The organism is Exiguobacterium sp. s95, from assembly GCF_018618655.1.
In the GTDB taxonomy this organism is placed as follows: Bacteria; Bacillota; Bacilli; order Exiguobacteriales; family Exiguobacteriaceae; genus Exiguobacterium_A; species Exiguobacterium_A oxidotolerans.
In genome coordinates, this window is record NZ_JACSMM010000001.1 from 438,083 (window position 1) to 463,603 (window position 25,521).

The following is a 25,521-nucleotide window of genomic DNA, read 5'->3' on the forward strand; positions in this document are numbered from 1 at the left end:
CCCTTATTTCCTCTTGAAATGAGGGTTTCAGCGTGTAGACAAACTAGATGGAAGGTCACTTGAATGTGATCTCCCATCTTTTTTTGCTCTCTCTTTCCTCCCTAATCGTCTTCCTGTGGCAAACATCGCTTCGCTGCAGGGTCGCTCCTGTTTGCTTTCCACTAGGAAGCGATTAGATCGGAAATCGAGGCTTTTTTAGCTTTCTTTCATATTATAAAGTAAAAGAAATATACCACGAAGGAGGGTTTCCCATGATGGGAAAACGAAATCAACCCCATCGTTCTGAAAACATCACGGTCACACTCGAACAATTGGTTCCTGCTGACCACTTGGTCCGCAAGGTCGATCAGGTGATGGACTCTCAATTCATCTATCCATTGGTTGAAAAGTTGTACTGTGAAAATAACGGAGGACCTAGCGTGGATCCTGTTCTCTTAATCAAGATGGCTCTTCTTCAATATTTATTCGGTATTCCTTCTATGCGGAAGACGAAGAAATCGAAACGAACGTCGCCTATCGTTGGTTCCTAGGATTTGGATTGGATGAAAAGGTTCCTCATTTTTCAACCTTCGGAAAAAACTATGTCCGACGCTTCCAAGACACGACGATTTTTGAAGATATCTTCTACAAAATTCTGGCCCAAGGCGTCGATGCTGGATTCGTGGACCCAGTGGTCCTGTTTATCGATTCGACACACGTCAAAGCAAATGCGAATAAGCGGAAATATAAAAAGAAACATGTTCGTCGTGCAGCACGTTTTTATCATGATGAACTGGAACAAGAAATCAATGATGATCGTGAGGCGCACGGAAAAAAAGCGTTTTATCCCCAAGAAGAAGGACGAGAATGATCGACGTTTGACGAAGGAGAGTACCACGGATTCTGAGTCAGGATATTACGTGAAGGGGGAGCGTGAAAAGCAGTTCGCCTATTCCTTTCATACAGCGTGTGATCGGAATGGCTTTGTCCTCGGGACAATTGTCACACCAGGTAATATTCACGATAGTATCATTTTAAATCCCTTGCTCGAGCTCATCATCCACCGTTTTACCGTCCCGTTTGCAGTCGTCGCAGACTCCGCCTATAAAACCGCCCCCATCGTACATTTACTTCTCAGACAGTGTATTTTGCCAGTCTTCCCCTACACTCGCCCCAAAGGGGTGAAAGGTATGTTCAAAACGAATGCCTTTTATAATGATGCGTATTACGACTGCTATCTCTGTGAAAATGATCAGCAGCTTGTCTATCGAACAACTACACGGGAATGAAGACGGGAGTACGTATCAGATCCAAAAATCTGTGAAACTTGTCCATTTCTAGAACGGTATACGAAAAGTCAGACGATGCAGAAAGTGATTCATCGGCATGTCTGGCAAGATGCAATCGACGAAGTCGAGCGCCTTCGCCACACACCGGTTAATAGGCAGCTGTATGCCCGACGAAAAGAGACAATCGAACGTGTCTTTGCGGACGCGAAAGAAAAGCATGGCATGCGTTGGACTCGCTACCGCGGGTTAAAAAAAGTAACGATGCAGACCATGCTCACTTTTGCTGCCCTGAACCTCAAAAAATTGGCCAATTGGTCATGGGATTCCAGTCGGAATCCTAATGGAGTGTCATATTTTTTACGCATACATAAGACAAACCCTCATTTCCAAGTGGATATGAGGGTTTGTCTAAAGTCTGAAATGCCTGACACCCGTTCTTCGGATGTCAGGCATTTTACATGTTCTTTCGCAGAAATGGGTAAAAGAGTTAAAACGGACAACAGAGGTGAGACAGCATGACGCGACGGAAACTGATTGTATCCGGTATGACCGTAGTATTCGGCATGGTATTGATTCTCGGTTTTTTACTGTCAGGCGGATTCGTCTATCTTTATTTCTTTGCCATCCTGATCGGTTGTGCCTCGTTTTTGCGGGAACCGCTGTCCCGTGCAGAATGGTTGCAAGAAGGCATTGTCTTCATCCTCGTATGTTGTCTCATTTATGTCACCCAGCATTTTTTATTATAATCAGTTGATCTGATAGGAATCGAGCAGTAAGTCCCGTGCTTCCGGCGTCAATTTAAAGCTGATTTTCCGCGTCCGGTCTTCAAGGTAGATATCCGTCTTTTTGACACGTCGGTCGAGATAGATCCGATACTGTTGTGCTTGATCTCCGTTAAAGAGCGTCAAATAGGACCGCTCTGCGAGTTTTCCCTTTTTCTCCGCGACCTGACTCTGCTTGATCAATCCGGTCAACGTCTTCATTTCCTCGACGGATGTCATCAGGAATTCCTGCTCGCTCAATTCGTCATATGGCGTTTTTTGTGTGTAGTCGACCTTTGGAAACGGACGGTCATGAAAAACGGCATGGCGGGGGGACTCCGAACTGTCGTCGTCATCCGGTAGCAGCTTGATGCCTGGCGGTAGCTCGGACTCCTGTCTGACGGTCAACGTATAGCGCGACCGTTCTCCTGATGTCGTTGTTACCTGTAGCGATCCATACTCACCCTGACTGTTCGGTTCTGCCGGTGTAAAGCGTACCTTGACTGGTTTTTCCGCCTCGATAATCGGTGCTTCAAAAAGAAGATTGATCCCATCCGTCAGCAGGTGCGGACGAATCTGATGTCGGTCGTCCATGTACGTCTTATCAATAAATACGAAGTGCGGTATCCCGTGAGCAAACGGCGTCAATTCCATCACATTCGTGACGGTTGTTTCTTTCGTCTGATCATTCGTCGCCCGGATGACGAGGTATCCCGTCGTCGGAAGTGTCAACTGCATTTGCGACTTGCGAACGTGATCGACCAGATGGCTGTACAGTTGACGATTTTTCGGATCAATGGTCTTGATTTCGATCTTTTTCACCGGTTTCGTCAAGGCTGAAGTTGAAAACGAATTTTGTTTTTTCGTTAGCGAATGGAACGTCGGCAGATGCCGCATATCTTCACAATAAAGGTATGGTTGACCGTCCGACTCGATGTACGTCGCCCGCATGCCTTCGATGAACAGTCCGATGTTGACGAGCGAGACGTAATAATGGTCACCCACCGTATACTGTTTTGGTGGCTTGACCTTTTTCTGATGACAGACTTCTTGAATCAGGCTCCCCAGTTTCGGATCGGCACTTTTAAAGTCGCTGACGTTTAACGTATCGTAAAGGTCCGGTACATAGCTGAACTGAACCGGTTCCGGATCTTCAGCACAGCCACTTAAGAATACGAGGCAGAGGGCCAACACGAACCGTATGCGCATATCTCATTCCCCCTCAATCTGTTCCGCGAGCTGTGCAGCCAGCTCACCTGACAATTTTGTACCTTTTTTCGAGGTTGTGTCTTGCAGGTAGACATCTGTTTTCTGGGCACGCTTTTTTAAATACACGGTGAACGTTTGTGTTTTCCCCTTGTCGACGAGTGTAAAATACTGAAGCGACGGTTTATTTCCTTGCGGTTGCTCGAGGGTGACCTGTTTCAGTTCGTTCGCGAGGGCAAGTGATAATTCATCCGGCATGATCCCAATTTTGCGGATGTTGCCTTCTTGCAGGGACTCGATCGTCGGGTGGAGGAAACCTTTGATTCCGTCATTGCGTTCTTCATCATCCATTTCAAATAACTTCACCTTCTGATAGACCGGCTGATACCGTAAGGACAACGTTTTTTCTTCCATATCATCCAGGTCATTTTTTGCGCGTAACGTCACATACGGAATCGTTTTATTCGCCGTAAGTGTCTCCGGTAAGGGATGATACGTCATGTCGACTTTTTCCTGATCATATGTCGTCATTACGATCCGGTCCTGCAGGTACCAACCGGGACTTTCGAAAGTAATCGAATGATATGTCGCATTTGCTCCGTTCCCGCTCGAACGCGTCGTCAAATAAAAGTCTGTCGTCTGGTTGATGAACGAAGTCGGGACATCGACGAGCACGTGCTCTTTGTTGTTCTCTGTCAGGATGACGAGTATTTGTCCTGCAATCGGCATATGTAAGTTATGGAAGGGTGCGAGACGACGGCTGAAATCACCCTCTGTTTTCGCTTCACGATTTTGATCCGCATGGCGTGTCCGTTGTTTTTCCGTCACCTGGAAAAATGTCGGCGTCTGCAAGGGCGTTTTGTCCGTTCCTTGTTCTACCTTCACCCACGGATGGTCTTTCGCTTCGACCGGATGAATTTTTAATTGATGCGTATCCCGCGACCGGCAGGCGAGGTACAGGTTTTCTTTTTCAGCGAGATAAAAGACCTCGGTTTGAGCTCCATACATTTCAAGCGTTTTTAAGGAAAAGTACATCTCATATGTATTAAGGATCCGGTAGGATGAGGGCAGTGCCGTCGTCTTTTTATTCTTGCACGTTTTTAACAATTGTTTTTTCTCTTTCGTCGATACATCGTCTACGAATTGATGATCGGTAAAACGTTCGACTGACCAGTACGCCGGTACGGACTCAAGCTTCAATAAACGTTCTTGACCGCACCCGGTCAAGACGAGACTGCAGGCCAGTCCTAATGCCAGTGACCATGATTTAATGACAATCCCTCCCCGTTGTTTTCTACTTATTTTACCATATATTTTTCCATATTTTATCTATTTTTCATTTCACTTTAACCTTAAGATGTTAATAATCTATCAGAACGGGTAATACTCAATCATCACGAATTTCACTACTACACGGGGGTTATTCAAATGGGTACATTCATTCAAGCAGTTGACGGAACTAAAATTTATGTCGAAGATGTCGGTTCAGGACAACCGGTCGTCATGTTACACGGATGGCCAGCGAATAACAACATGTTCGAATATCAAAAGAATGCCTTGCTCGACGCCGGCTACCGTTACATCGGAGTTGATTACCGCGGCTATGGCAAATCGGATGCTCCAGCCAGCGGATATGATTATGCAACGATGGCATCTGACATCGATCAAGTCATCACGCAGCTCGAACTGAAAGACGCAGCGTTACTCGGCTTTTCAATGGGGGGCGGGATTGCGTTACGCTATCTCCTTAACCACGGATCGAGCAAAATCTCGAAATTGATTCTTGCGGGTGCTGCAGCTCCGGTCTTCACGCAACGGGAAGGGTACCCGTACGGGATGACAAAAGACGAAGTCGATGACTTGATTGCCGATACGAGAAAAGACCGTCCGGCGATGCTTGAAGGATTCGGAAAAATCTTCTTTGAACAAGACCATTCAGAACCGCTGACACAATGGTTCCACAACTTAAGTGTCGCAGCCTCTTCTCACGGCACGATTTTATCGGCAATCGCCTTGCGCGACGAAGACTTACGGAATGAATTGCCGCAGATTGACGTCGAGACGTTAATCATTCATGGCAAAAAAGATAAAGTCTGTCCGTTTGAATTTGCGGAAGAGATGCAAAAAGGAATCCCGAACTCACGGATTGAACCATTTGAAGAGAGTGGGCACGGGACGGTACTCGATGAACGCGAAAAATTCAACGACACGTTACTTGCTTTCTTAAAATAATCAAAGACACGAAACAGCCATCGTAAGTATGCGATGGCTGTTAAAGCTGTAGCTAAACGGTTATGAAGCCTGAAAATGCTATATCGAGATGCGCTTTCCTGTCTCACCTCGTATTCAAAGCGGCAATCGTTCGCAGTTCTAAGCGATTCAAGACAGATTACGCTCTAAACCGTCTGCATATTTGGATTTATCTCACGGTATTCCCTAAAAAGCGTCACGTTTCGTTGACTCCTACGGGAAAAAGTGCGTTTTTAACGCACTTTCAGAGGCAGGCAAGACCCTGCTCGTTGTCCGTTAGGATCAAGGAGCAACGGCTTGCGCCTCGCCCGAGGAAAGTAACGAAAAAAGACGCTTGATTTCCTGATAGCACGTTGTCTACAGTCTGAAACAGCCATCGCAAGTATGTGATGGCTGTTTTTGTGTCTAGATTGAGGAATGAATACCTCTCTGTTTTAGGAGGTTCCACATGCAGACACCTTAGTGCACGTTCCGCCTTGAACCGAACACCCAGTTCATTCGAAATTCGAGTTCTTATGTTGTATAACTTTTGATGAACCGGCGATCGATCCATTGTTTCAAACGCCAGCTCAAATGATTCGTCTGATAGTGTCGTCCGTAAAGCAAGGTCCCTTGCTGATGTCCCATCGAAAGAATCGTCAAGTAACGCGCTTGCGGCCGGAACGTCCGCAAACGTTCCTGATTGATGAAACGAAGAAGGTTCTCAAGCAAGACAGGTGCTTGCCGGACGGCGGTTACACCGTTCTTCGGTGTGTTCGGATATGCGGCGAGCGTCGCACAGTCGCCGACGGCAAACAGAGAAGGGTCCTCTAGCGACTGGAACGTCTCGTGGACGAGCAAAAATCCGCGCTCATCACAATAGAGGCCGGATGCCTTGAACAGATCCAGTGCTGACGCGCCACCTAAAAACAGGACGGCATCCGCTTTGAATGATTGACCCGACTGGAGCTGGACGGTTTGCTCATCAAGAGAGAGGAACCGGTCGACGATGCGTGTCACGCCCAGCGTATCCAACCGGTCAAGGATGCTCGCCTCTGCCGGGTGTCCTGCGAGGAGCGGTTCATCATGGACGAGTGTGACCGGACAACCGTCCGATTGGAATGAGGCGGCCATCTCGATTGCAGCAGCACCGCTCCCGACGATGACGGGCGACGATGCCTCTTTAAACTGACGGAGCGCCTGATCGATTTGATAATTCGGCTTGATCGTGACGCGTGACGTCGCATCTGAGACATTCCAGTCATTCGAACCGATGTTACACGATACGACGTCGTAAGAAATGATTTCGCCTGACTGACAGAAAACTTGTTTCGTTTGCGGATCGATCCGCGTGACACGTTCCTCCATCAATGTCTTTCCGTGAAGAGAACAGAGTGCTTTGACATCGACCCGGGTCTCCTCGAGTCGATACGTGCCGTCCGCAAGACCGGAGAACATTCCTGAATAATACTGATAACGGGACGGGTTGATGACGATCCATTCAACATCCGGATGCGTTCCTTCCTTGATACATTCTAAATGGGCATGACCTGCCCCGACTAATACGATTCGTTTCAAACCTTCACCTACTTCTTTAAATTAACTGCTTCCGAGACTATGATTCCCTGAATCCGTCTGCGTTAATCTAATGAATGTCATAGGACAATCCGAAGCAAGCTCGCCACGAGACAAACGAGAGCAAAAAACACTTGATCGTGACGCGTCACGACCGGACGGACATAATACGTCCGCTCGGCCTGAAACCGACGCGCTTCCATCGCAATCGCGATTTGTTCCGAACGGATGATACTGTTCGTAAAAAGCGGTAAACTGATGGCGAAAAACGTCTGCCATGGCCAAATCGAGTGCTGTTGCCGGACCCGCCGTGCTTGACGGATTGTTCTTATTTCCTGCTGAAAGATCGGAATAAAACGAATCCCTGCTAAAAAGCCGTATGCGAGACGGTCCGGAAGGCGGCACTGATGAATCAGGCTCATGACGAACCGGGTTTGGTCGGTCGTCGCGATGAACGTCAAACTGAGGAAGACGAAGGCGAGCATCCGCAGTGCAATCAACCAGGCATGACCGATACTTTCTTCCGTGACGCGAAACCAACCGAATGACCAAACTTCCGTACTGCCTTTTCCGAAGGCTGCTATCATCCAAAATGTCAGCAAGAACAAGACGAGGTAGGGGGAGACCCGTTTGGCGAGCGTCAACAGTGACCAACCGGAGCAGCCCAATCCGACCGCAGCGAGTAAAAGTAAGGCTATCGTTTCGCGTAACGTCGGTGCCGCAATCAAGAGCACCATCACGTACAGGAGGGCACCGAGCTTGAGTGCCGGATTAATACGTGCGAGCGGGGAGTCGTTTTCCTGCACGACGTTTCACCTCCTCGAGTTGCTGATACAAATACGATAACGGACGAGAGAGTTGGTTATGCTCGAGTAACGTCTCGTCTTTAAACAAAGTGTCCGGTGTGCCGTCGAACTGAAGTCGCCCGTCACCAAGGACGAGGACCCGGTCGGCATACTGGTGGACCAGCTCCATGTCATGCGTCACCATGATCAGCGTCGTCCCGTTTAATCGCGCCTGCTCGAACATCTCGATGAGTTGACTTGTCGTCTCGGCATCTTGACCGAACGTCGGTTCATCGAGCAACAGGACGTCTTTTGGTTCTAACAACATCGTTGCGACGCTGAGCCGTCGCTTTTGACCCATGCTCAGGGCGAGGGGCGACTGACGGGCGACATGGGTTAACCGGTAGGATTGCAACGCCGTTTCAATCCGCTCCGGCGTCGGTGCATCCATGCTGATTACGAGCTCGTCTTCGACCGTCTGCTTGAGAAATTGGAGCTCTGGCTGTTGAAAGACGAATCCGACGTGTCGGTAATAGCTCCGACTTTTCCATGTCCGCAGTTCTTTTTCGAACAAGCGGACCGTACCGCCTTGCGCCGGAATCAATTTCGCCAGTGTTTCGAGCAACGTGCTTTTCCCGGCACCGTTCGATCCGACGACCATGATCCATTCTCCGGCGTGTGTTGCAAGCGACAGGTTATCGACAATCACTTGCTTACGGCGTCCTAACGCGGTGCGCGTCAGCGCGAACGTCGTGTCGTGCCGAACCGGAGGACGGTTGTTAGTCACTTTTCGTAACCGCCCCGCCTGGGAAGAAGCGGGGGGCACGGTTTCCAGTTCATACGGGTAGAGGAGCGGCGTCGCAATGCCGCGTCGTTCAAGTTCATCGCGATACTGACCGAAGACATCAAGCGGCGGACCATCGCGTAAAATCGTTCCGCCGTGATCGAAGACGAGCACCCGGTCACTGAACGTCACACAGCGGTCAAGCTGATGTTCAATCAGAACGAGCGTCAACGTCCGGTCGTGATGGAGTTCCTCAATCAGCTGCATCAAAACCCGATGTCCTGCCGGATCGAGTTGCGCCGTCGGTTCGTCAAGCAATAGAATATCCGGCTCAAGCGCTAGGACGCAGGCGAGGGCGAGTCGTTGTTTCATCCCTCCTGACAGTTGCATAATCGGTGTCGTCAGCGGCACGTCCAGACCGACACGTGCCAGTACGGCGTCAATCCGGTCATCCATCTGACTGCGGTCGACTGAGCGATTTTCAAGACTAAAGGCAACTTCCGCTCCGACGGTCTGCATGCAGAACTGGTCGTCCGGATTTTGAAAAAGGATTCCGACCGTCCCATTCGTTTTGCAGTGGCCGCTGACATCGGCTTCGATCGCGTCAGGTAATAAGCCGGCGAGAACATGTAAAAACGTCGTTTTCCCACTGCCGCTCGGTCCGACGAGCAACGTCGTTTCCCCTTCGTGTAGCGTCACCGTCACCTTGTGCAGGACGTTGTCATGTTGCCCCGGATAGCGGACAGACAAGTCGTTACAATGAATCATGCTGCATCCGGCTTCCGCCGCTTACGCCCGATCGCATAACCGTTCAACGTCCCTGTCTTGACGAGCGCATCGACGATGACTTTCGCAAGTAATCCACCGAGCAATGCACCGCTGACGAGTTGAAGGGAAAACGTCAACAGAAGTGTCGTCGTCGTATAGTAGGCGAAACCATTGACGACAAGACTATAGACCATACTACCGATTGCGGCGAACATTCCGGATAGAACTAACGTCATTGTGTTGAACTTCCGGTATCCGAAGAGGGCAAAAGCGATTTCGGCACCGATTCCTTGAGCGAAACCAATCAATAAGGCCGATAATCCGAAGTGACTCCCCGTGAATAATTCGACAGCCGCGGCGACGACTTCTGCAATCAGTGCTGCCCCGGGCTTTTGAATGATGTAGGCGACAAGCGGACTCGCGATGACCCAAATCCCGAACATCCAGTTCGATCCGACCGGTCCGAAGATCGCGGAAATCGGTAACCACAATGTCGACCACCCTAAGTAGAGTACCCCGCAAGCAACCGACAACATCATCATGACGATGATTTCTTTCATTTTCCAACTGTTCATGTTCCTATCTCCCTTTGGCACAACCACCAGACAAACAAAAAGACCGCCCTCTATGAAAGAGAGCGGTCACTGAATCTGCAAACATGCAGAAAAATTGAACGAATTACCGCTCCACTTTCCTACGCTAGTATGAACTAGATCAGGTTCAAAGGGTCCGAAGTGAATCGTCTCAGCCAATGGGCTCCCCTAGTGGATGTGCATATAGTGTGTACGCTATTTACTGTACCGACTCTACCGACAGTTGTCAATACAGATAAAAACCCTCCGCGAGGGGAGGGTAAGAAAAATTATTCTTTTTCTTTCGTTTGTTCTTCAGTAGAAACTTCTTCTGTCGCTTCAGCTGGTTCTTCAGCATCTGCTTCTTCGAGATCCGCTTCAAGTGTCGATTCGACGACGGCAACGACTTGAATGTCACCTTCCGTAACGATACGGTATTCTTTTTCTTCCGGCAAATCCGAAACCGATAGAGAATCACCGAGGTTAAGATTTGTCACATCGACTTCGACGCGTTCCGGTAATTTATCTGGTGTAGCTGCAACTGTTACTTTAAAGAGTGTTTGTGAAAGATATCCACCAAGTTTTGCACCAGCCGCTTCGCCGACGAGGACGATATCTGTTTCGACTTCTGTTTCTTCATCCATTTTAACAGCGATGAATTCAACGTGCTTGATTGTTGGTGTGAAGATATCCATATCGAGTTTATTGATCAGTGTGTTGACTTTTTTACCACCGATTTGAAGTGCAACAAGTGCATTCTCACCATGTTCGCGAACGACTTTGATCAATGCTTTTTCGTCAAAGGCAATCGGTGTACTTTCCACTTTGTAACCATACACGACACCAAGAGCTTTTCCTTCATGACGTAATTGCTTTCTAAGTGAGCGTGGGCGTACTTCGCGTTCTTCTACTTTTAATGTTACTGACATGTTCATTTCCCCCTTGAATTTGGTATAGCCCTCAAAAGGTAATGAAGAAAGGAGTGGAACGAATCGTTCCGGATCAAGACGGTGCATCGAATGCTATTTCAAATTGATTTCATAAAAATGAAGATCGAAGTGAGTGGTTAGCATTTCTCTCCCAGGTCATTACGCTGATATTGAGAAACATGTGGTTGTAAAAGCAACTCGCTGATGCGGTGCTATGATAGTTATACCCCCGTAACATTAAAAGCTAAACATCAACCGGCGAAAAAACGATAGCAAGAAACCTGTTCTCCTTAGAGCAGCAACGGTTTACATCATGTAAAGAAATCATTGGACGAAGCAGCTCCCTTAAAAATATAGGCGGTGAACTTCCTCTTATTCAAGCAATTGAACCATCTCATCGACCGATAACGCAAGTGAAGCCGGTTGTTCAAGTATGTCCGTCACGAGTGTCGCCTTCCGCTCCTGCAGCTCGATGATTTTTTCTTCGATCGTGCCTTTCGTGATTAATTTAATGACTTCGACCGTCTGTGTTTGTCCCATCCGGTGTGCCCGGTCAGCCGCTTGCTGTTCGACAGCCGGATTCCACCAACTGTCATATAAGATGACAGTATCCGCCGTCGCCAGGTTCAGTCCGGTGCCGCCCGCCTTCAGTGAAATCAAAAACAGATCGACTTCGCCTGCATTAAAACGGTCGCAGCGTTCGAGACGCTCCGCAATCGGTGTATCCCCGCGCAGTTCGAAATGAGGGAGGTGCAACTCATGTAGGTCGTCCCGAATCAAATCGAGCATTTTTGTAAACTGTGAAAAAATTAAGATCCGTTTGCCTGCTGCCCGTTTTTCTTGAATCAAGGCGAGCAACCGGTCCCGTTTCGCCGACCGACCACGGTAGTTTTCGACGAACAACCGGGGATCGCAACAGATTTGCCGGAGCCGGGTCAATCCGGCGAGTAACTTCATCCGTTCTTCCGGTTTTGACTGATCGAGATGCTGTAACGTCTCGAGCTGTAACTTTGCCAAGTGGGCGGCATAGAGTTTTTTCTGTGCCGCCGTCAGTTCCGTGTACTGATGGACGACTTGTTTCGCCGGCAACTGTTGCAAAACATCTTTTTTCGTCCGGCGCAGCAAAAACGGTTCGACGAATTGTTGGACGTCCCGTGCTGACCAGTCGAGAAACCGTTGCCGGTCCGGCAAGAGTGCCGGGAAGACGACGTCAAAGATTGACCAGAGATCAAGCGTCTTGTTTTCGAGCGGCGTCCCCGTCAAGGCAAACCGCCGCGTCGCCCACAGTTGTTTTAAGCTGACCGTCGTCTGCGACCGTGGATTCTTCAGATGTTGTGCTTCATCAAAAAAGATACAATCGTAATGGATCGTTTGATGATTTTTGATGTCGAGCCGGAGCGACGGGTAGGAGATGATGAGAATGACGTCGTCCGGCAAGTCTTCGAGCTGTCGTAAGCGCGACGCACGACTCCCGCTGAGCACACGAACGGTGCGTGTCGGGGCAAAGCGGTGCAGCTCTGCTGCCCAGTTGTAGAGGAGTGACGCCGGGGCGACGATCAAGACACGTGAACTCGGGAGCGTTTCGATATAACCGATGGCTTGAATCGTTTTGCCGAGTCCCATCTCGTCCGCTAAGATGCCATGACAGTCGTGTGCCGCAAGACTCTTGAAGAAGCGGACGCCGTCTTGCTGATACGGCAAAAGTTGTGTCGCGAGCGGTTCCGGTAACGCCAGTCGCTCTGTTTTTCCGGCTTTCATCTCGAGCAATCGTTCCTTCAGTTGACTGTGGACCGTCAAGAAAGCAGCCGGGGTCAACAGGGCCAAGTTCGGCACGGCAGGAACGGTCAATTCCGCTTCAAGTAACGTCTGTTCCGTCGCTTCGACTTCCTGTAACAGCCGTTTGATTTGCGTGAAGGCACGGTCTTCAAGCGACAACAATTGTCCCGAGCGTAAACGGTGGTATGTCTTTTGCGTCACGAGTGACGCGAGGACCGCCGACAGTTCTTGTTCTGAAATCCCGTCCATCGAAAACTTGAACGTCAACCAATCGAGTCGCTTCGTCACGTTGACTTCAATTTTCGGATGGAATGGACCGGGGAGCAATGCCGTTTTGATACTCGCCGTCGCGTATAACTCGAGTTGACCGAGGGCAACCATCGGGTCAAGTAAACCTTTTAAGACAACGTAGTGATTACTTTCTCCTTCTACTACATAACGGGCTTGATCCGCGCAGAGTCCTGTCGCTTCCAAATAACGCGTCACCGCCCGCTCCGTCGACAAGTCACGCCCGATCCAGCGTGTCGGAGTCAACGGGTTGACGGTTTTGCCGTCGTAATCAAACGTGACGACGACTTCCAGCCGGGTATTGATCCGGTCGAGAGCCAGTTTGACGCGAGGGGACCCGCTGACGAGTCGGCCCCGGACAGCGGCGCTCATCCAGATGTCCGCCCGTTCCCGTAACCAGTCGCGGTCGTTCAGTAAACGGTCGAAGTAGGGCAGGGACAAGAGATAACTGCGCTGTGTCGTCAGGCTTTCGAGTGCAATCCCGCCGTCGCGGACGTCAAACCGGAGCTGCGCTTTATTTTCGCGCGTCAATGCCGCAAGATAGGTTGCAGCTGCGGCATCTTCAATTGTCGGTTGCGCTGAAAACGGTGTGATGGCCGGACGATTCGGCCCGGGCGTCCCGTAGGCTTGAATTTGTTGTAAGGCTAACAGTACTGCGACGATATGCCCACAAAACGAGGCGTCCATGGCGAGTGAGGGACAGTTGCATCCGGCGTCAACACCCGTTTCCCGGAGATGAACGTGGACGTGAAAACGTGTTTCACCGGCAACTTCCGCCTCGACGAAGAGGTCACCCGGTGTGTAGTTGCGTAAGATCACTTTTTTTGCCGTCACATACCGTTTTCCGCGGCGAAAGGCATAAGTATCTGACATTTGTTTGATTTTTCGTTCACTTAATCCAAAATTCATCTGTGGTCTCCTTTACTATAAAGTTACTATAAGGTGACATAATACTATTATCGTTCACCATCAAATAATTCAATCGCCCGTTTTTTCTCCTGATCGCCGATATGGGCATAGACTTGAGTCGTCGCGACGGACTCGTGCCCAAGGAGTTGCTGAATCGTCAAGACATCGACGCCACCTGTCGCGAGACGCGTCGCAAACGTATGCCGTAACTTGTGTGGTGTGATTTGTTTCCGTTCCAAAAACGGTAAGACCGGTCGTAACCGATCGGTATGCCGCTTTAATATATGTTGGACCGCCCGCGGGCTGAGCGGTTTCCCTTGTTTTTCGAATACAGCATCTTTCCCACGCATCGACAACTGATAATGGGCGGCGTACTTTCTGAGGGCGACGCGTGCCGGTTGCGCAAGTGGGATGACCCGCTCCTTGTTGCCTTTACCAATCACGCGAATCGTCCCTTCATGAAAATCGAGATCGTTCCACGTCAATTGTGTCATCTCGCTGAGACGCATCCCGCTATAGCCGAGTAGCTGGAACAACGTCACGTCACGGACGCGGTCACGCTCATAATGGGCCGCCTCCCGCGGATTCATCTCAATGTTCGACGGCAGCAATTGAATCAGTTCATCCCATTCGCGTTTCGTTAAGTAGACCGGATCGCGCTTCGCTTGTTTCGGGCGGTTGATTTTTGCGACCGGATTTTCCGACAGGACGCCGATGTCGATCAAATGGCGAAATAACGATTGTAACGCCGACAACTTCCGGTTGATGACACTCGGCGCATTGCCCTTCGTCAAGGCTAAGTATTCGGCGTAAGCCGCAATTCCCGCGCCGTCAATCTCAAGGAACGCCTCTTGCGTGATATCAATCGCCCGGACATCTTGACCTGACGCGGCGGCGACAAAGCTAAAAAACGAATCAAAATCATACACATAACGACGCATCGTTGCTTTTGAGAAATTTTTTGAAGCTAAGTGGTCGATGTAATCGCGAATAAATTCCGGCATCCGGTGATAGCCTGGTAGATCAACGGTATGGGCCGGAATTTGGACGGTTTTAACGGTTTTTCCTAGATTTTTAAATAAACTCATCAGTCTATTCCCCCTCTGACCTTACTATACCAAACGTTGGTAGACGGTACACTAGTTTGCGTGAAATAGTTATTTCACGCAATGTTAAATTGTCAGACAGGGAGCCCTCAGTTGCATCGACTTTCCGACTAACGGGCGACTGGTCAACTCGATGCAAATCAACGAAAGGTGTATTTTCTTATGTCAAACAGAACAATAATTTTATTATGTCACCTTGATAGAATGAATTCAGAAAAATATTCTTGAAAACCAATTTCGCTCTCAGTTGCATCGAACATGACTTCGACAGGTGGTTGGTCGTCTCATTTTCGTACAGATCGTTTTTCGTTTTTTCTCGGAATTGTTGCAAACTTTTAGAAACACGGCTTAACCGAAAGTGATTCGGGTATAGACAAGAAGATTGACTCAATTACGTATAGGGGGAGAAACGAATGATTTCTGATCAACAAGCACGCCAATTACTAAAAGAAGCGAAACGGATTGCCGTCGTCGGGATTTCAAGTGATTCCGGGAAAACTGCGAACTGGATCGCCGATTATCTTGTGCAGCACGGGTACGAGGTCGTTCCCGTCAATCCGACGCTTGACGAATGGAACGGATTAAAAGTTTATCCGACGGTCGATAGCATCCCGGGTCATATCGATATCGTCGACGTGTTCCGTCGCTCCGAGTTTTTAGCGGACGCTGCAAAAGAAGCGGTTGCCCATGGCGACGTCGGGATGATTTGGAACCAGCTCGGTCTGTCGAGCGTCGAAGCGGAAAGTTTAGCGCTCGGGGCAGGAATCCCGTATATCGAAAATCGATGCATCAAAATCGAACACCAATACTTATGATTTCGAGTCAAATCAAGACACTTACTCAAACGCGAGTGAGTGTCTTTTTTACGTTCCCCCTTGTCAGATAGCAAGAAGATGCCTACAATTAGATACAGACTACTAGAAAAACGAACGAATGTTTGGAAAATCGGCGTTTTTCTATATGAGGTGAAAACTATGGCGACAGATTTAAACAATTATAATGACGATGCCATCCAGGTGCTCGAAGGACTCGAAGCTGTCCGGAAGCGCCCAGGTATGTATATCGGATCGACCGATCATCGTGGACTCCACCACTTGGTGTATGAGATCGTCGATAACGCAATCGATGAAGCCCTTGCCGGGTTCGGGGAACAGATCGATGTCACGATCCATAAAGATAACGCCATCACGGTCCGTGACCACGGGCGCGGGATGCCGACGGGAATGCACGCGTCGGGGAAACCGACGGCAGAAGTCATCTTCACCGTTCTCCACGCCGGCGGAAAATTCGGTCAAGGCGGTTATAAGACGTCTGGTGGATTGCATGGTGTCGGTGCCTCCGTCGTCAATGCCTTATCCACAGACTTGAAGGTGACGATTTATCGTGACGGAAAACAGTTCGAGCAAAGGTTTGAAAATGGCGGAATGCCTAAAACGACGTTACTTGAGACGGGAGCGACGCGTCAAAAAGGAACGGCTGTCTATTTTAAGCCGGATGCGAAAATTTTCAGTACCTTGACATACAACTACGAAACGCTCGCTGAACGTCTTCGTGAATCCGCTTTCCTCTTAAAAGGCTTGAAAATCACGTTGACGGACGAACGGTCCGACAAAGCAGATGTCTTCCAATACGAAGAAGGGGTCAGCGAGTTCGTCGGTTATTTGAACGACGACAAGGATGTCCTGCATCCGACGGTCGCGTTTGAAGGCGTCGAAAACGAAATCGAAGTCGATATCGCGTTCCAGTTCACGGACGCCTACTCGGAAAACGTCCTGTCGTTCGTCAATAACGTCCGGACGCGTGACGGCGGAACCCATGAAGTCGGTTCGAAAACGGCAATGACCCGCGTTATGAACGAATATGCCCGTAAAAATAGTTTATTAAAAGAAAAAGATAAAAATCTCGACGGCAATGATATCCGGGAAGGCTTGACGATGATCGTCTCGATTCGGATTCCGGAAGAATTCCTCCAGTTCGAAGGACAAACGAAGTCAAAACTCGGTTCTCCTGAAGCACGGACGAGTTGTGACGCCGTCATCAGCCGCCGTCTGTCGACGTACCTCGAAGAAAACCCGCAAACGGCGACTTTGCTCATTAAAAAAGCCATTCGTGCGGCACAAGCTCGCGAAGCAGCCCGCAAAGCCCGGGAAGAAGCGCGCAACGGCAAGAAAAAGAAACGTTCCAGCATCTTAAACGGGAAATTGACACCGGCCGCTTCAAAAAATGCCGACAAAAATGAATTGTTCCTCGTCGAGGGAGATTCTGCCGGCGGTTCTGCGAAACAAGGACGGAACCGGACGTTCCAAGCGATTTTACCGTTACGCGGGAAAGTCCTGAATACGGAAAAAGCGAAACTCGCCGACATTATGAAGAATGAAGAAATCAACATGATCATCCATGCGATCGGAGCCGGGGTCGGGGCAGATTTCGACCTGTCCGACTGTAATTTCGACAAGGTCATCATCATGACCGATGCCGATACCGATGGCGCCCACATTCAAGTCCTCCTGCTGACGTTCTTCTTCCGGTACATGCGTCCGTTGATTGACGCCGGGAAAGTCTTCGTCGCTTTACCGCCGCTGTATCGTGTCTCGAAAGGTAAGGGGAAAACGGAGAAGTTCGAGTATGTCTGGGATGAAGACACACTGGCGAAAACAACAAAAAAGTATGGTAAAGGCTATATGATCCAACGCTACAAAGGACTTGGTGAGATGAATGCTCCTCAACTTTGGGAAACGACGATGGATCCTGAGACCCGGACATTGATTCGCGTCACGATCGACGACGCCGCCGTTGCTGAAAAACGTGTTTCCGTCTTGATGGGCGATAACGTCGGCCACCGCCGGTCATGGATTGAAGATAACGTCGCGTTCGGACTCGCGGAAGACATCTCAATCATTGAAAATGAACACGTGACGAAAGCGAGTGTGACAAAGCATGTCTAATCTACAAAACATCTTAAATTTATCGCTCGAACAGGTCGTCGGTGACCGGTTCGGACGTTATTCGAAATACATCATTCAAGACCGGGCTTTACCGGATGCGCGCGACGGGCTCAAACCCGTCCAGCGGCGTATTCTCTATGCGATGCATACGGAAGGGAACCTGTATGACCGTGCGTACCGGAAGTCTGCCAAGACGGTCGGGGTCGTCATCGGCAATTACCACCCGCACGGCGACTCGTCTGTCTATGAGGCGATGGTCCGCTTGAGTCAGGAGTGGAAGTTACGGTACCCGCTCGTCGACATGCAAGGGAATAATGGATCGATCGACGGCGATAGTGCGGCCGCGATGCGGTATACGGAAGCACGTCTCTCAAAAGTCTCAAGCTTGATTCTAGACGGCATCAATAAACAGACGGTCGACTATACCCTCAACTTCGATGATACAACGGAAGAACCACTCGTTTTACCGTCGTTGTTACCGAACTTGTTGATGAACGGCTCGACCGGGATTTCTGCCGGATACGCGACAGAGATTCCTCCGCACCACGCGGGCGAAGTCCTCGACGCGGCAATCGGTCGCATCTCAGGCACGGTCAATGACGTCAACGACCTGCTGACGCACATGCAAGGACCTGATTTCCCGACTGGTGGCGTCGTGCAAGGGCTCGACGGGATCAAAAAAGCGTTCGAAACAGGACGCGGGAAAGTCATCATCCGGTCGCGGGCGACAATCGAGACACTCCGCGGGGGACGTCAGCAAATCGTCATCACGGAACTGCCATACGAAGTCAACAAAGCAAATCTCGTCAAACGGATGGAAGAATTACGCCTCGACCGTAAAGTCGAAGGAGTGGCTGAAGTCCGCGATGAAACGGACCGCGACGGACTGCGTGTCGTCATCGAACTGAAAAAAGAGGCTGATGCAGAGGGGATTTTACATTTTTACCTCAAACAAACCGACCTCCAAGTCGCCTATAACTACAATATGGTCGCCATCCATGAGCGGACACCGCGTCAAATGGGTGTGCTCGCCTTACTGGATGCTTATTTAAGCCACGTCAAGGAAGTCGTCATCCGCCGGACAACGTTTGATCTCGATCAAGCGAAACGCCGCCAGGAAGTCGTTTCTGCCTTGATGACAGCGATTTCCGTCCTCGATGAGACACTTCGTCTGATTCGGGCTGCGACGAACAAAGCGGAAGCAAAAGAGAACCTGATCGAACGCTTCGCCTTCTCGGACCGACAAGCGGAAGCTGTCGTCATGCTCCAACTGTATCGCCTGACAAATACGGACATCGTCGAATTGCAGGAAGAGGCTGAAAAACTCGAGAAGGAAGTCACGCGTCTCGAGAAAATCTTGAACGATGAGAAGACGCGGAACCGCCTCATCATTAAAGAATTGAGCATCTTAAAGGATCAAGTCGCGGATGAACGCCGTTCGACCGTCGAAGCCGAGGTCGAAGAACTGAAGCTGAAGACGGAAGTCATGATCGCCGTCGAAGAAACGATGGTCTTCATGTCGAAAAACGGCTATATCAAACGCTCGTCGCTCCGGTCATTCGGTGCCTCGAACGACCTCCCGGAGATGAAGGAACAGGATCGTCTGCTCTATCAAGGGCAAGCGATGACGACCGATCACGTCATCGTCTGGACGATACGCGGTAATTACTTATTGATTCCGGTCCATCAGCTCCCAGATACGAAATGGAAGGATGGCGGACAACACGTCGCGAATCTCGTACCACTCGAACCGGGTGACCGTGTCCTCTCGATCGATCTCGTCCGGACGTTCGACGAAACGTCACATTGTCTGTTCGTCACTCGCCAAGGAATGGTCAAACGATCGAAACTGAGCGATTACAATGCCCAGCGGAAGTCGAAACCATTGCAAGGCGTCCGCTTAAAAGCAGATGACGAGGTCCTCTATGCTGCGGTCTCGACTGGCGAGAAACAATTGTTCCTCGCAACGCAAAACGGCTTTGGTCTGTGGTTCACGGAAGACGATGTGCCGGTCGTCGGCGTTCGGGCAGCAGGTGTCAAAGCCATCAACCTGAAGGATGATGATGTCGTCGCAGGGGCGATTGCCTTTATGCAAGCACCGAATATCGTCTTACTGACACAGCGGGGTGCCTTGAAGAAGATGCGCCTTTCGGATCAGTTCCAAATCACGAATCGTGCCTTACGTGGTCAGCAATTGTTGCGTGATTTAAAATCAAAACCGCATCAGGTAGCGGCGTTACTTGATGTCACGAATCAAAAAGAACTCGTTTTGATCGGAAAAGAGCAGGCAAAATCGATTCAAATCGGTTCCTTGTCTTATCTCGATCGGTTATCGAATGGTTCGTTTGCGTATGATGAAGAAAAATTCGGTCCACTCGTTGACTGGTATACCGTTTGACGGTCAGACGTCCCTCACGATGAAGCGTGGGGGACGTCTTTTTTTCTGTCTTTTTGTAGGAAATGTCGTCTTTTTAATCATTTTTTTAGATTATTTCCACAAATTATCGGTGAATCTTTAGTTTACAAATTGAAAGAGTGACCAATAACCGCTACAATAAAAGAAAATGGTCAGGTCAAGCATGTCACATCAGACGCGAAGCGGTTCGAAGCGTAGCTTATATGTATTTCTCAAGCAGCTACGGATCCGTCCTTAGCTGCTTTTGTGCCATCTGCCTAACTGGAGAGGTGATGAAGATGAAATTCAGACGACGCGAAAAAGTAGCAATCTATATCACACGGGAACAACCAGAGGGATGGGAACTACTTGTTTTTCATCCACAATCAGCTCCAGATAGTGACTGGCAGATTCCTGCCGGGACGATTGAAGACGCAGAAATCGCCAAGGAAGCAGCCGTCCGCGAGACGTTGGAAGAAAGTGGTCTATCACTTGCGACCGTTCAATACGTTGGCGAAGAAGAGATGCGTTACCCAGAGCGGATGCGGGTCCATTACACGTATTTCTATCATGCCCATATCGAATGCCAAGAAAACAGATGGACGCATTGTGTTGCGGGTGACGGTCAAGATTGCGGTGATTTTTTCCATTTCGCCTGGTTGCCGCTTGATCGCATCACACAGCTCGAACGCCGGCATCATATTTTTCTTGATCGGCTCATTCATCGGTTGGAACGTAATCAACCATATGATTGTCGCAAACACGGCTAATGTCGTGTTTTTTTGTTTTGTCTCACTATATTGAGTTTACCTTACTTATGAGACAAGATTATTTAACTATTGATAATATATGTTATGTTAACTAGAAAAGAAAAATAATTTTTTTGCATGTCCCTCATAAAAAATAGTCAGTTTGCCCCTTTGTTTTTTACATCCACCCCTGTTACTCTAAATACAGTAACAAATCACTTGTTACCTTTATGTCGGTAACATTACGGTTGTAACCGGATTATCAGTAACAAAGGAGGAATTTGATGCAAGCCGTCGCCATTTCATTTGACGTCAAAAACTCACGCACTTTTCCGCACAAAGAAGAATTATTGCAGACACTCCGGACGTTAGCGGAGCAATTAAATGATCAGTTTAAAGACGCACTCGTCCCATTTCAAATCAAGTCTGGAGACAGCTTACTCGGTGTTTTCCAAAGCTACCCAATCTGTTATCCTGTTTTACTCGAACTCGTTAATAGTCCGCTCGACGGTTATGTCGGAGTCGGATTTGGTCAATATGAAACGCTTTCGACGACAGAAGCCGACGAAGCGAACGGTAGCGCCATCATTTTTGCCTTCGAAGCGCAAGAGGCGGCCAAAAAATCAGACAATCAAATCGTTTTCGCCGGCCCCCCTTATTTCCCGGCTGCTTTACTAACAGGCTATGTCGATATGCTGTATCCCGCTTATTTTGGGAAAACAGATCGTCAAGTCGAGCTCCATACACTGATGGACCGATTCCCGGACGCAACGTATGAAGAAATCGGACTAAAAATGGGTTTTCAAGAAAAAGATGCCCGAATTAACGTCGCGAAACTTGTTGCCCGCTCGCAACGTAAACAACGGAAGCAACTCGAAACGGCTTTTATACAAGCGCTCGAGCAACTCCAAGTCTGGGAGGCGATTGGATGAATTTACTGTTGAGCCTTCTGATTGCCCATCTCATTGCCGATTTCCCGCTGCAAGGTAAACGGATCGCGGAGCACAAGCACCGGAAGCTTCGCCCCCTGCTCGTCCACCTCGGGATACATAGCCTCTGTACAGCGGCTGTCTTAAGTTATTTTTACCTGACCGGACAAATCGAGCTCGTAAGTGCCCTGTATCTCTTCAGTGCGATTATCGGATCACACGCCGTCATTGACCGCTCGCAACTCAAGCGGATCATCAAACCGGCACCGGCTTTTTGGATTGATCAACTGTTACATATCGGCATCATCATTGGTCTGCTTGCGGTGATGTTCCCAATCAGTTGGCCAAGTGATATCACCCTCTCCTTCCAAGTGCTTTGGATCATCATGTGGAGCCTGGTTGCGACGGAACTGGTCGGACGCGGCATCGCCCCCTTGCTGCTACCGTTCGCTCCCCGATTGATTGAATCCCATTTCGAGCGGAAAGTGACTCGTAAGGAACAATTGAACGGGATCAGCCGTTCCGTCACCCACGAGGTTGAGGATTCGGCCCGCAGTTACACGACAGAGATTAATGGCGTTGGTCGCTATATCGGTCTCGTCGAGCGGGCCATCATCGTTATTCTCGTCGCCGTCAATGCGGTTGGTGCAATCGGCTTCATCATCGCTCTCAAAGCATTGGCGCGGTTCAAGCAGTTTGAAGACCGCCGTTTTGCGGAATATTATATCATCGGCAGTTTACTTAGTATTTTGAGCGCACTCCTCTGTGGAATCGCCATTCGCTTCGTATTATAGAACGAGAAAGAAAGTGAGGTGAGACGGCTTCCTGGCTTTACCAGAAAGACCGTCGAACAAAAATGAAAACGATTGGATTAGTCAGACACCACCGGGTCACAGAAGGATATCCGACGAAAGGTTGGATTAGCGCTTCCGATATCGAAGCTTGGATTGAACGGTACGATAGCTCGGCGATCGATGTCAAACCGGTCGAGCTCGGACAGACGGACTGGACGATCTGTTATGCGAGCAGTATGCCGCGGGCGATCCAGACAGCAGAGAGTGTCTATGAGGATGAGATCATCGTGACCGATCTCTTACGGGAAGTGCCGTTCCCGACGATCAATTCCCGGATTCGCCTCCCCTTCCTCGCCTGGGCGATCATCGGTCGGCTCGTCGCTCCGTTCAGCAAACGGATTCAGGCGCAGATTAAAGATGCCAACCAACGCATTGAAGTGTTGTTGAATCAATTGGCGTTCGAGAATAATGAACGCGTTCTCCTCGTCGGTCACGGTGGAATGATGTTATTGATGCGGACGGCACTGAAAAAACGTGGTTACACCGGCCCCCGCTTCCGTCACCCGCGCAACGGGATGCTCTATCAATTTGAAAAGAGTGAGGTTAGACGATGAAATGGGCTTCGACGATTCTGCTCGCTCTCGGTCTGATCATCATTTTCTATATGACGCGGGAGGACGAAGCGCTACGCACCGACCGCGCCGAAACGACGGTCTCGGTATACGGATTTGATGTCGGACAAGGTGACAGCACCTTCATCCGGACGAAGACGGACGCGATTTTGATTGATGGCGGCAACAATGGGAAAGGAGATGACGTTGTCCGCTACTTAAAAGCGCTTGGAGTGAGACGCATAACAGCCGTCATCGCGACCCACCCTGACGCCGATCACATCGGCGGACTCGACACCGTCCTTGAAGCATTTGATGTCGACCAAGTCTACGCCCCGCGTGTCAATCACACGACCGATACCTATCGTGACTTTTTGCTTGCTGTTAAAAATGAAGGGGTGACAATCAAAACGGCGAAAGCCGGCGTCGTCATCCCGAGTGAATCAGCCGATTTTGAGATCATCGCTCCTTTGACGGACGGGACCCGTGATTTAAACAGTTGGAGTGCCGTCCTGAAGATGACGCACGAGGAGAATACGTTCCTCTTCATGGGGGACGCGCCGACTCGGACGGAGCAACAATTACTAACAGCCGGAATTGACGTCAAGGCAGATGTCTTAAAGATTGGTCATCACGGTGCCGACACATCGTCGTCGATTCCATTTCTGCAAGCGGTCCACCCTGAACGTGCCTTAATTTCAGCGGGAGAAGGAAATGCCTACAACCATCCCCGGCCGACAGTCATGAATGCCTTAGCAGCAGAGAGCATCACAATCGACCGGACGGACCGGATGGGGACGATTGAATACACATCGGATGGGACGGCGATTACCGTCACAAGTCGCAAAGACTTCCGTCCGAACTAAGGAGGCATGACGATGAAGATGACGGTCACAGCTTTCGAGGAGGCATTCGCCTTGTGTGAGACGGAAGCACGGGAAACGATTCAACTCCCGCGAGAACGACTGCCGGTCGCAGCAGAAGTCGGCGATCGGCTGGAATGGCAAGGGCGCTCGATCCGGATTTTACGTACCGAGACGGTGGCGCGTCGCCAGGAAATCGACCAGTTGATGGATGAACTGTTTGAGGATTGACGCAGGAAGCAGACACAGCGTGTCTGCTTTTTTTACGGATTAATGGAATTATTTAGAAGGAATATCGAGAATTACTGGCGATTTTATCTGAATTTTCGTACACTTTAGTGAGAAGAAGAAAACAAGGGGGAATTATTTTATGTTTCAACAACTACGTACATCCTTAAAACAATCCGTCCTCGGGCAGGACCATGTCATCGATCATCTGTTGATCGGCATGCTCGCCGAAGGACATGTCTTACTGGAAGATCGACCGGGTACCGGCAAGACGACACTCGCTAAGGCATTGGCGCAGTCGCTCGATGCGAAGTTTTCCCGTGTCCAGTGTACAGCTGATACGCTACCGACCGATTTACTCGGAATGGAGTTGTTCAATCCGTTGACCGGCTCATTCGAACAACGATTCGGTCCTCTGTTCGCCAACATCGTCCTCGTCGATGAAATCAACCGGACGACCCCGCGCACCCAGTCAGCGCTCCTTGAAGCGATGGCGGAAGCACAAGTCACAATCGGTGACACGTCCTATACGTTACCGCAACACTTTTTTGTCATCGCGACACAAAACCCGTTCGATGGACAAGGAACGTTCCCGTTGCCTCAAGCTCAGCTCGATCGTTTTCTATTCAAACTTTCGTTCACGCCGCTCGACCGGACTGCTGAAAAAGCACTTTTGCGGGGCGCGCATCTCGAGGCGATGGATCTTCATCTCCCACTCGAGCAATTGAACGCCTGGAAACAGGAAGTCGCAGCCGTAACCATCGAAGATACGGTCGAGGACTACCTCCTTGATGTATGTGACGCCCTACGAGCGCACCGTGACATCGAAATCGGTCCAAGTCCGCGGGCGACGCTCGCCTTGCTGAAAGCGGCAAAAGCACGCGCCTGGATGCATGAGCGGAATTACGTGACGCCGGAAGATATCAAGAGCTTGGCCACCCCCTTGCTCGCCCACCGTCTCGTCTTGACCCTTGAAGCGACGTTAAAGATGACGAATGAACGACTCGTCAAACAAACCCTTGAATCTTTGACTGTACCGACTGAGGTGTAA

21 protein-coding genes, 1 pseudogene and 1 riboswitch are annotated in these 25,521 nt (G+C 49.7%); of the genes and pseudogenes, 13 read left to right on the forward strand and 9 right to left on the reverse strand.

The genetic code is table 11. From position 1 onward, the window contains the following. Positions 1–251: 251 nt before the first annotated feature. A pseudogene (locus KNP99_RS02560) lies at positions 252–1,589 on the forward strand (IS1182 family transposase); the annotation flags it as partial. Between the two features lie 194 nt (positions 1,590–1,783). Further along, entirely contained in the window at positions 1,784–2,014 is a 231-nt protein-coding gene (locus tag KNP99_RS02565; protein WP_214801706.1) for a hypothetical protein, read from the forward strand. On the opposite strand, the gene KNP99_RS02570 is transcribed toward KNP99_RS02565, so the two are convergent. Both KNP99_RS02570 and KNP99_RS02575 read right to left on the reverse strand, forming a co-directional pair. Continuing rightward, positions 2,015–3,238 carry a hypothetical protein gene (locus tag KNP99_RS02570; RefSeq protein WP_215193016.1) on the reverse strand — a complete coding sequence of 408 codons (1,224 nt, stop codon included), beginning with the start codon at positions 3,236–3,238 and terminating at the stop codon, positions 2,015–2,017. Between the two features lie 3 nt (positions 3,239–3,241). Beyond that, complete coding sequence (locus KNP99_RS02575) at positions 3,242–4,462, reverse strand: hypothetical protein (RefSeq protein WP_215193017.1); 1,221 nt, start codon at positions 4,460–4,462, stop codon at positions 3,242–3,244. 201 nt (positions 4,463–4,663) lie between these two features. Between KNP99_RS02575 and KNP99_RS02580 the strand changes: the two genes are divergently transcribed. Then, positions 4,664–5,467 (forward strand): alpha/beta fold hydrolase, encoded by an 804-nt coding sequence (locus tag KNP99_RS02580; RefSeq protein WP_088837159.1) that lies wholly within the window; start codon positions 4,664–4,666, stop codon positions 5,465–5,467. A gap of 531 nt (positions 5,468–5,998) precedes the next feature. Here the strand turns inward: KNP99_RS02580 and KNP99_RS02585 are convergent. The 7 genes from KNP99_RS02585 to KNP99_RS02615 all read right to left on the reverse strand — a co-directional run bounded on the left by KNP99_RS02585 (position 5,999) and on the right by KNP99_RS02615 (position 14,938). After that, positions 5,999–7,042: an NAD(P)/FAD-dependent oxidoreductase gene (locus KNP99_RS02585; RefSeq protein ID WP_215193018.1), complete on the reverse strand. Its 1,044-nt coding sequence runs from the start codon at positions 7,040–7,042 to the stop codon at positions 5,999–6,001. Positions 7,043–7,119: 77 nt separating this feature from the next. Next, positions 7,120–7,845, reverse strand: coding sequence for an energy-coupling factor transporter transmembrane component T family protein (locus KNP99_RS02590; RefSeq protein WP_215193019.1), 726 nt, complete (start codon positions 7,843–7,845; stop codon positions 7,120–7,122). Next, a complete protein-coding gene (locus tag KNP99_RS02595) occupies positions 7,811–9,376 on the reverse strand; it encodes an ABC transporter ATP-binding protein (protein WP_251133037.1) in 1,566 nt (521 codons plus the stop codon). Before KNP99_RS02595 ends, KNP99_RS02590 begins: the two co-directional genes overlap by 35 nt. Continuing rightward, positions 9,373–9,951 carry an ECF transporter S component gene (locus tag KNP99_RS02600; protein WP_088837162.1) on the reverse strand — a complete coding sequence of 193 codons (579 nt, stop codon included), beginning with the start codon at positions 9,949–9,951 and terminating at the stop codon, positions 9,373–9,375. Before KNP99_RS02600 ends, KNP99_RS02595 begins: the two co-directional genes overlap by 4 nt. 99 nt (positions 9,952–10,050) lie before the next feature. Beyond that, positions 10,051–10,149, reverse strand: a riboswitch (TPP riboswitch). 89 nt (positions 10,150–10,238) lie between these two features. Next, a complete protein-coding gene (locus KNP99_RS02605) occupies positions 10,239–10,877 on the reverse strand; it encodes a 50S ribosomal protein L25/general stress protein Ctc (protein WP_214801721.1) in 639 nt (212 codons plus the stop codon). A gap of 372 nt (positions 10,878–11,249) precedes the next feature. Beyond that, entirely contained in the window at positions 11,250–13,850 is a 2,601-nt protein-coding gene (locus KNP99_RS02610) for a DEAD/DEAH box helicase (RefSeq protein ID WP_215193020.1), read from the reverse strand. Between the two features lie 47 nt (positions 13,851–13,897). Next, positions 13,898–14,938 (reverse strand): tyrosine-type recombinase/integrase, encoded by a 1,041-nt coding sequence (locus KNP99_RS02615; protein ID WP_239456895.1) that lies wholly within the window; start codon positions 14,936–14,938, stop codon positions 13,898–13,900. A 431-nt stretch (positions 14,939–15,369) separates the two neighbouring features. Between KNP99_RS02615 and KNP99_RS02620 the strand changes: the two genes are divergently transcribed. From KNP99_RS02620 to KNP99_RS02665, 10 genes are all read left to right on the forward strand, one after another. After that, complete coding sequence (locus KNP99_RS02620) at positions 15,370–15,771, forward strand: CoA-binding protein (protein ID WP_088837166.1); 402 nt, start codon at positions 15,370–15,372, stop codon at positions 15,769–15,771. A gap of 159 nt (positions 15,772–15,930) precedes the next feature. Further along, the gene (gene parE / locus KNP99_RS02625; RefSeq protein WP_215193021.1) at positions 15,931–17,901 is read left to right on the forward strand and encodes a DNA topoisomerase IV subunit B; all 1,971 of its coding nucleotides are present in this window, start codon (positions 15,931–15,933) and stop codon (positions 17,899–17,901) included. Continuing rightward, positions 17,894–20,299, forward strand: a complete 2,406-nt coding sequence (gene parC, locus KNP99_RS02630) for a DNA topoisomerase IV subunit A (RefSeq protein WP_214804541.1) — start codon at positions 17,894–17,896, stop codon at positions 20,297–20,299. Before parE ends, parC begins: the two co-directional genes overlap by 8 nt. A 296-nt stretch (positions 20,300–20,595) precedes the next feature. Next, positions 20,596–21,066 carry an NUDIX domain-containing protein gene (locus KNP99_RS02635; protein ID WP_235195152.1) on the forward strand — a complete coding sequence of 157 codons (471 nt, stop codon included), beginning with the start codon at positions 20,596–20,598 and terminating at the stop codon, positions 21,064–21,066. 263 nt (positions 21,067–21,329) lie between these two features. Beyond that, on the forward strand, positions 21,330–21,977 hold the full coding sequence (locus KNP99_RS02640) for a hypothetical protein (RefSeq protein ID WP_088837169.1): 648 nt from the start codon (positions 21,330–21,332) through the stop codon (positions 21,975–21,977). Further along, a complete protein-coding gene (locus KNP99_RS02645; protein WP_214801741.1) occupies positions 21,974–22,768 on the forward strand; it encodes a DUF3307 domain-containing protein in 795 nt (264 codons plus the stop codon). Before KNP99_RS02640 ends, KNP99_RS02645 begins: the two co-directional genes overlap by 4 nt. Positions 22,769–22,830: 62 nt before the next feature. After that, positions 22,831–23,382, forward strand: a complete 552-nt coding sequence (locus KNP99_RS02650; protein WP_029330219.1) for a histidine phosphatase family protein — start codon at positions 22,831–22,833, stop codon at positions 23,380–23,382. Further along, a complete protein-coding gene (locus tag KNP99_RS02655; RefSeq protein ID WP_214801743.1) occupies positions 23,379–24,245 on the forward strand; it encodes a ComEC/Rec2 family competence protein in 867 nt (288 codons plus the stop codon). Before KNP99_RS02650 ends, KNP99_RS02655 begins: the two co-directional genes overlap by 4 nt. A gap of 12 nt (positions 24,246–24,257) precedes the next feature. Further along, the gene (locus KNP99_RS02660) at positions 24,258–24,473 is read left to right on the forward strand and encodes a DUF3006 domain-containing protein (protein WP_157898482.1); all 216 of its coding nucleotides are present in this window, start codon (positions 24,258–24,260) and stop codon (positions 24,471–24,473) included. 139 nt (positions 24,474–24,612) lie between these two features. Further along, positions 24,613–25,521: an AAA family ATPase gene (locus KNP99_RS02665; protein ID WP_029330224.1), complete on the forward strand. Its 909-nt coding sequence runs from the start codon at positions 24,613–24,615 to the stop codon at positions 25,519–25,521.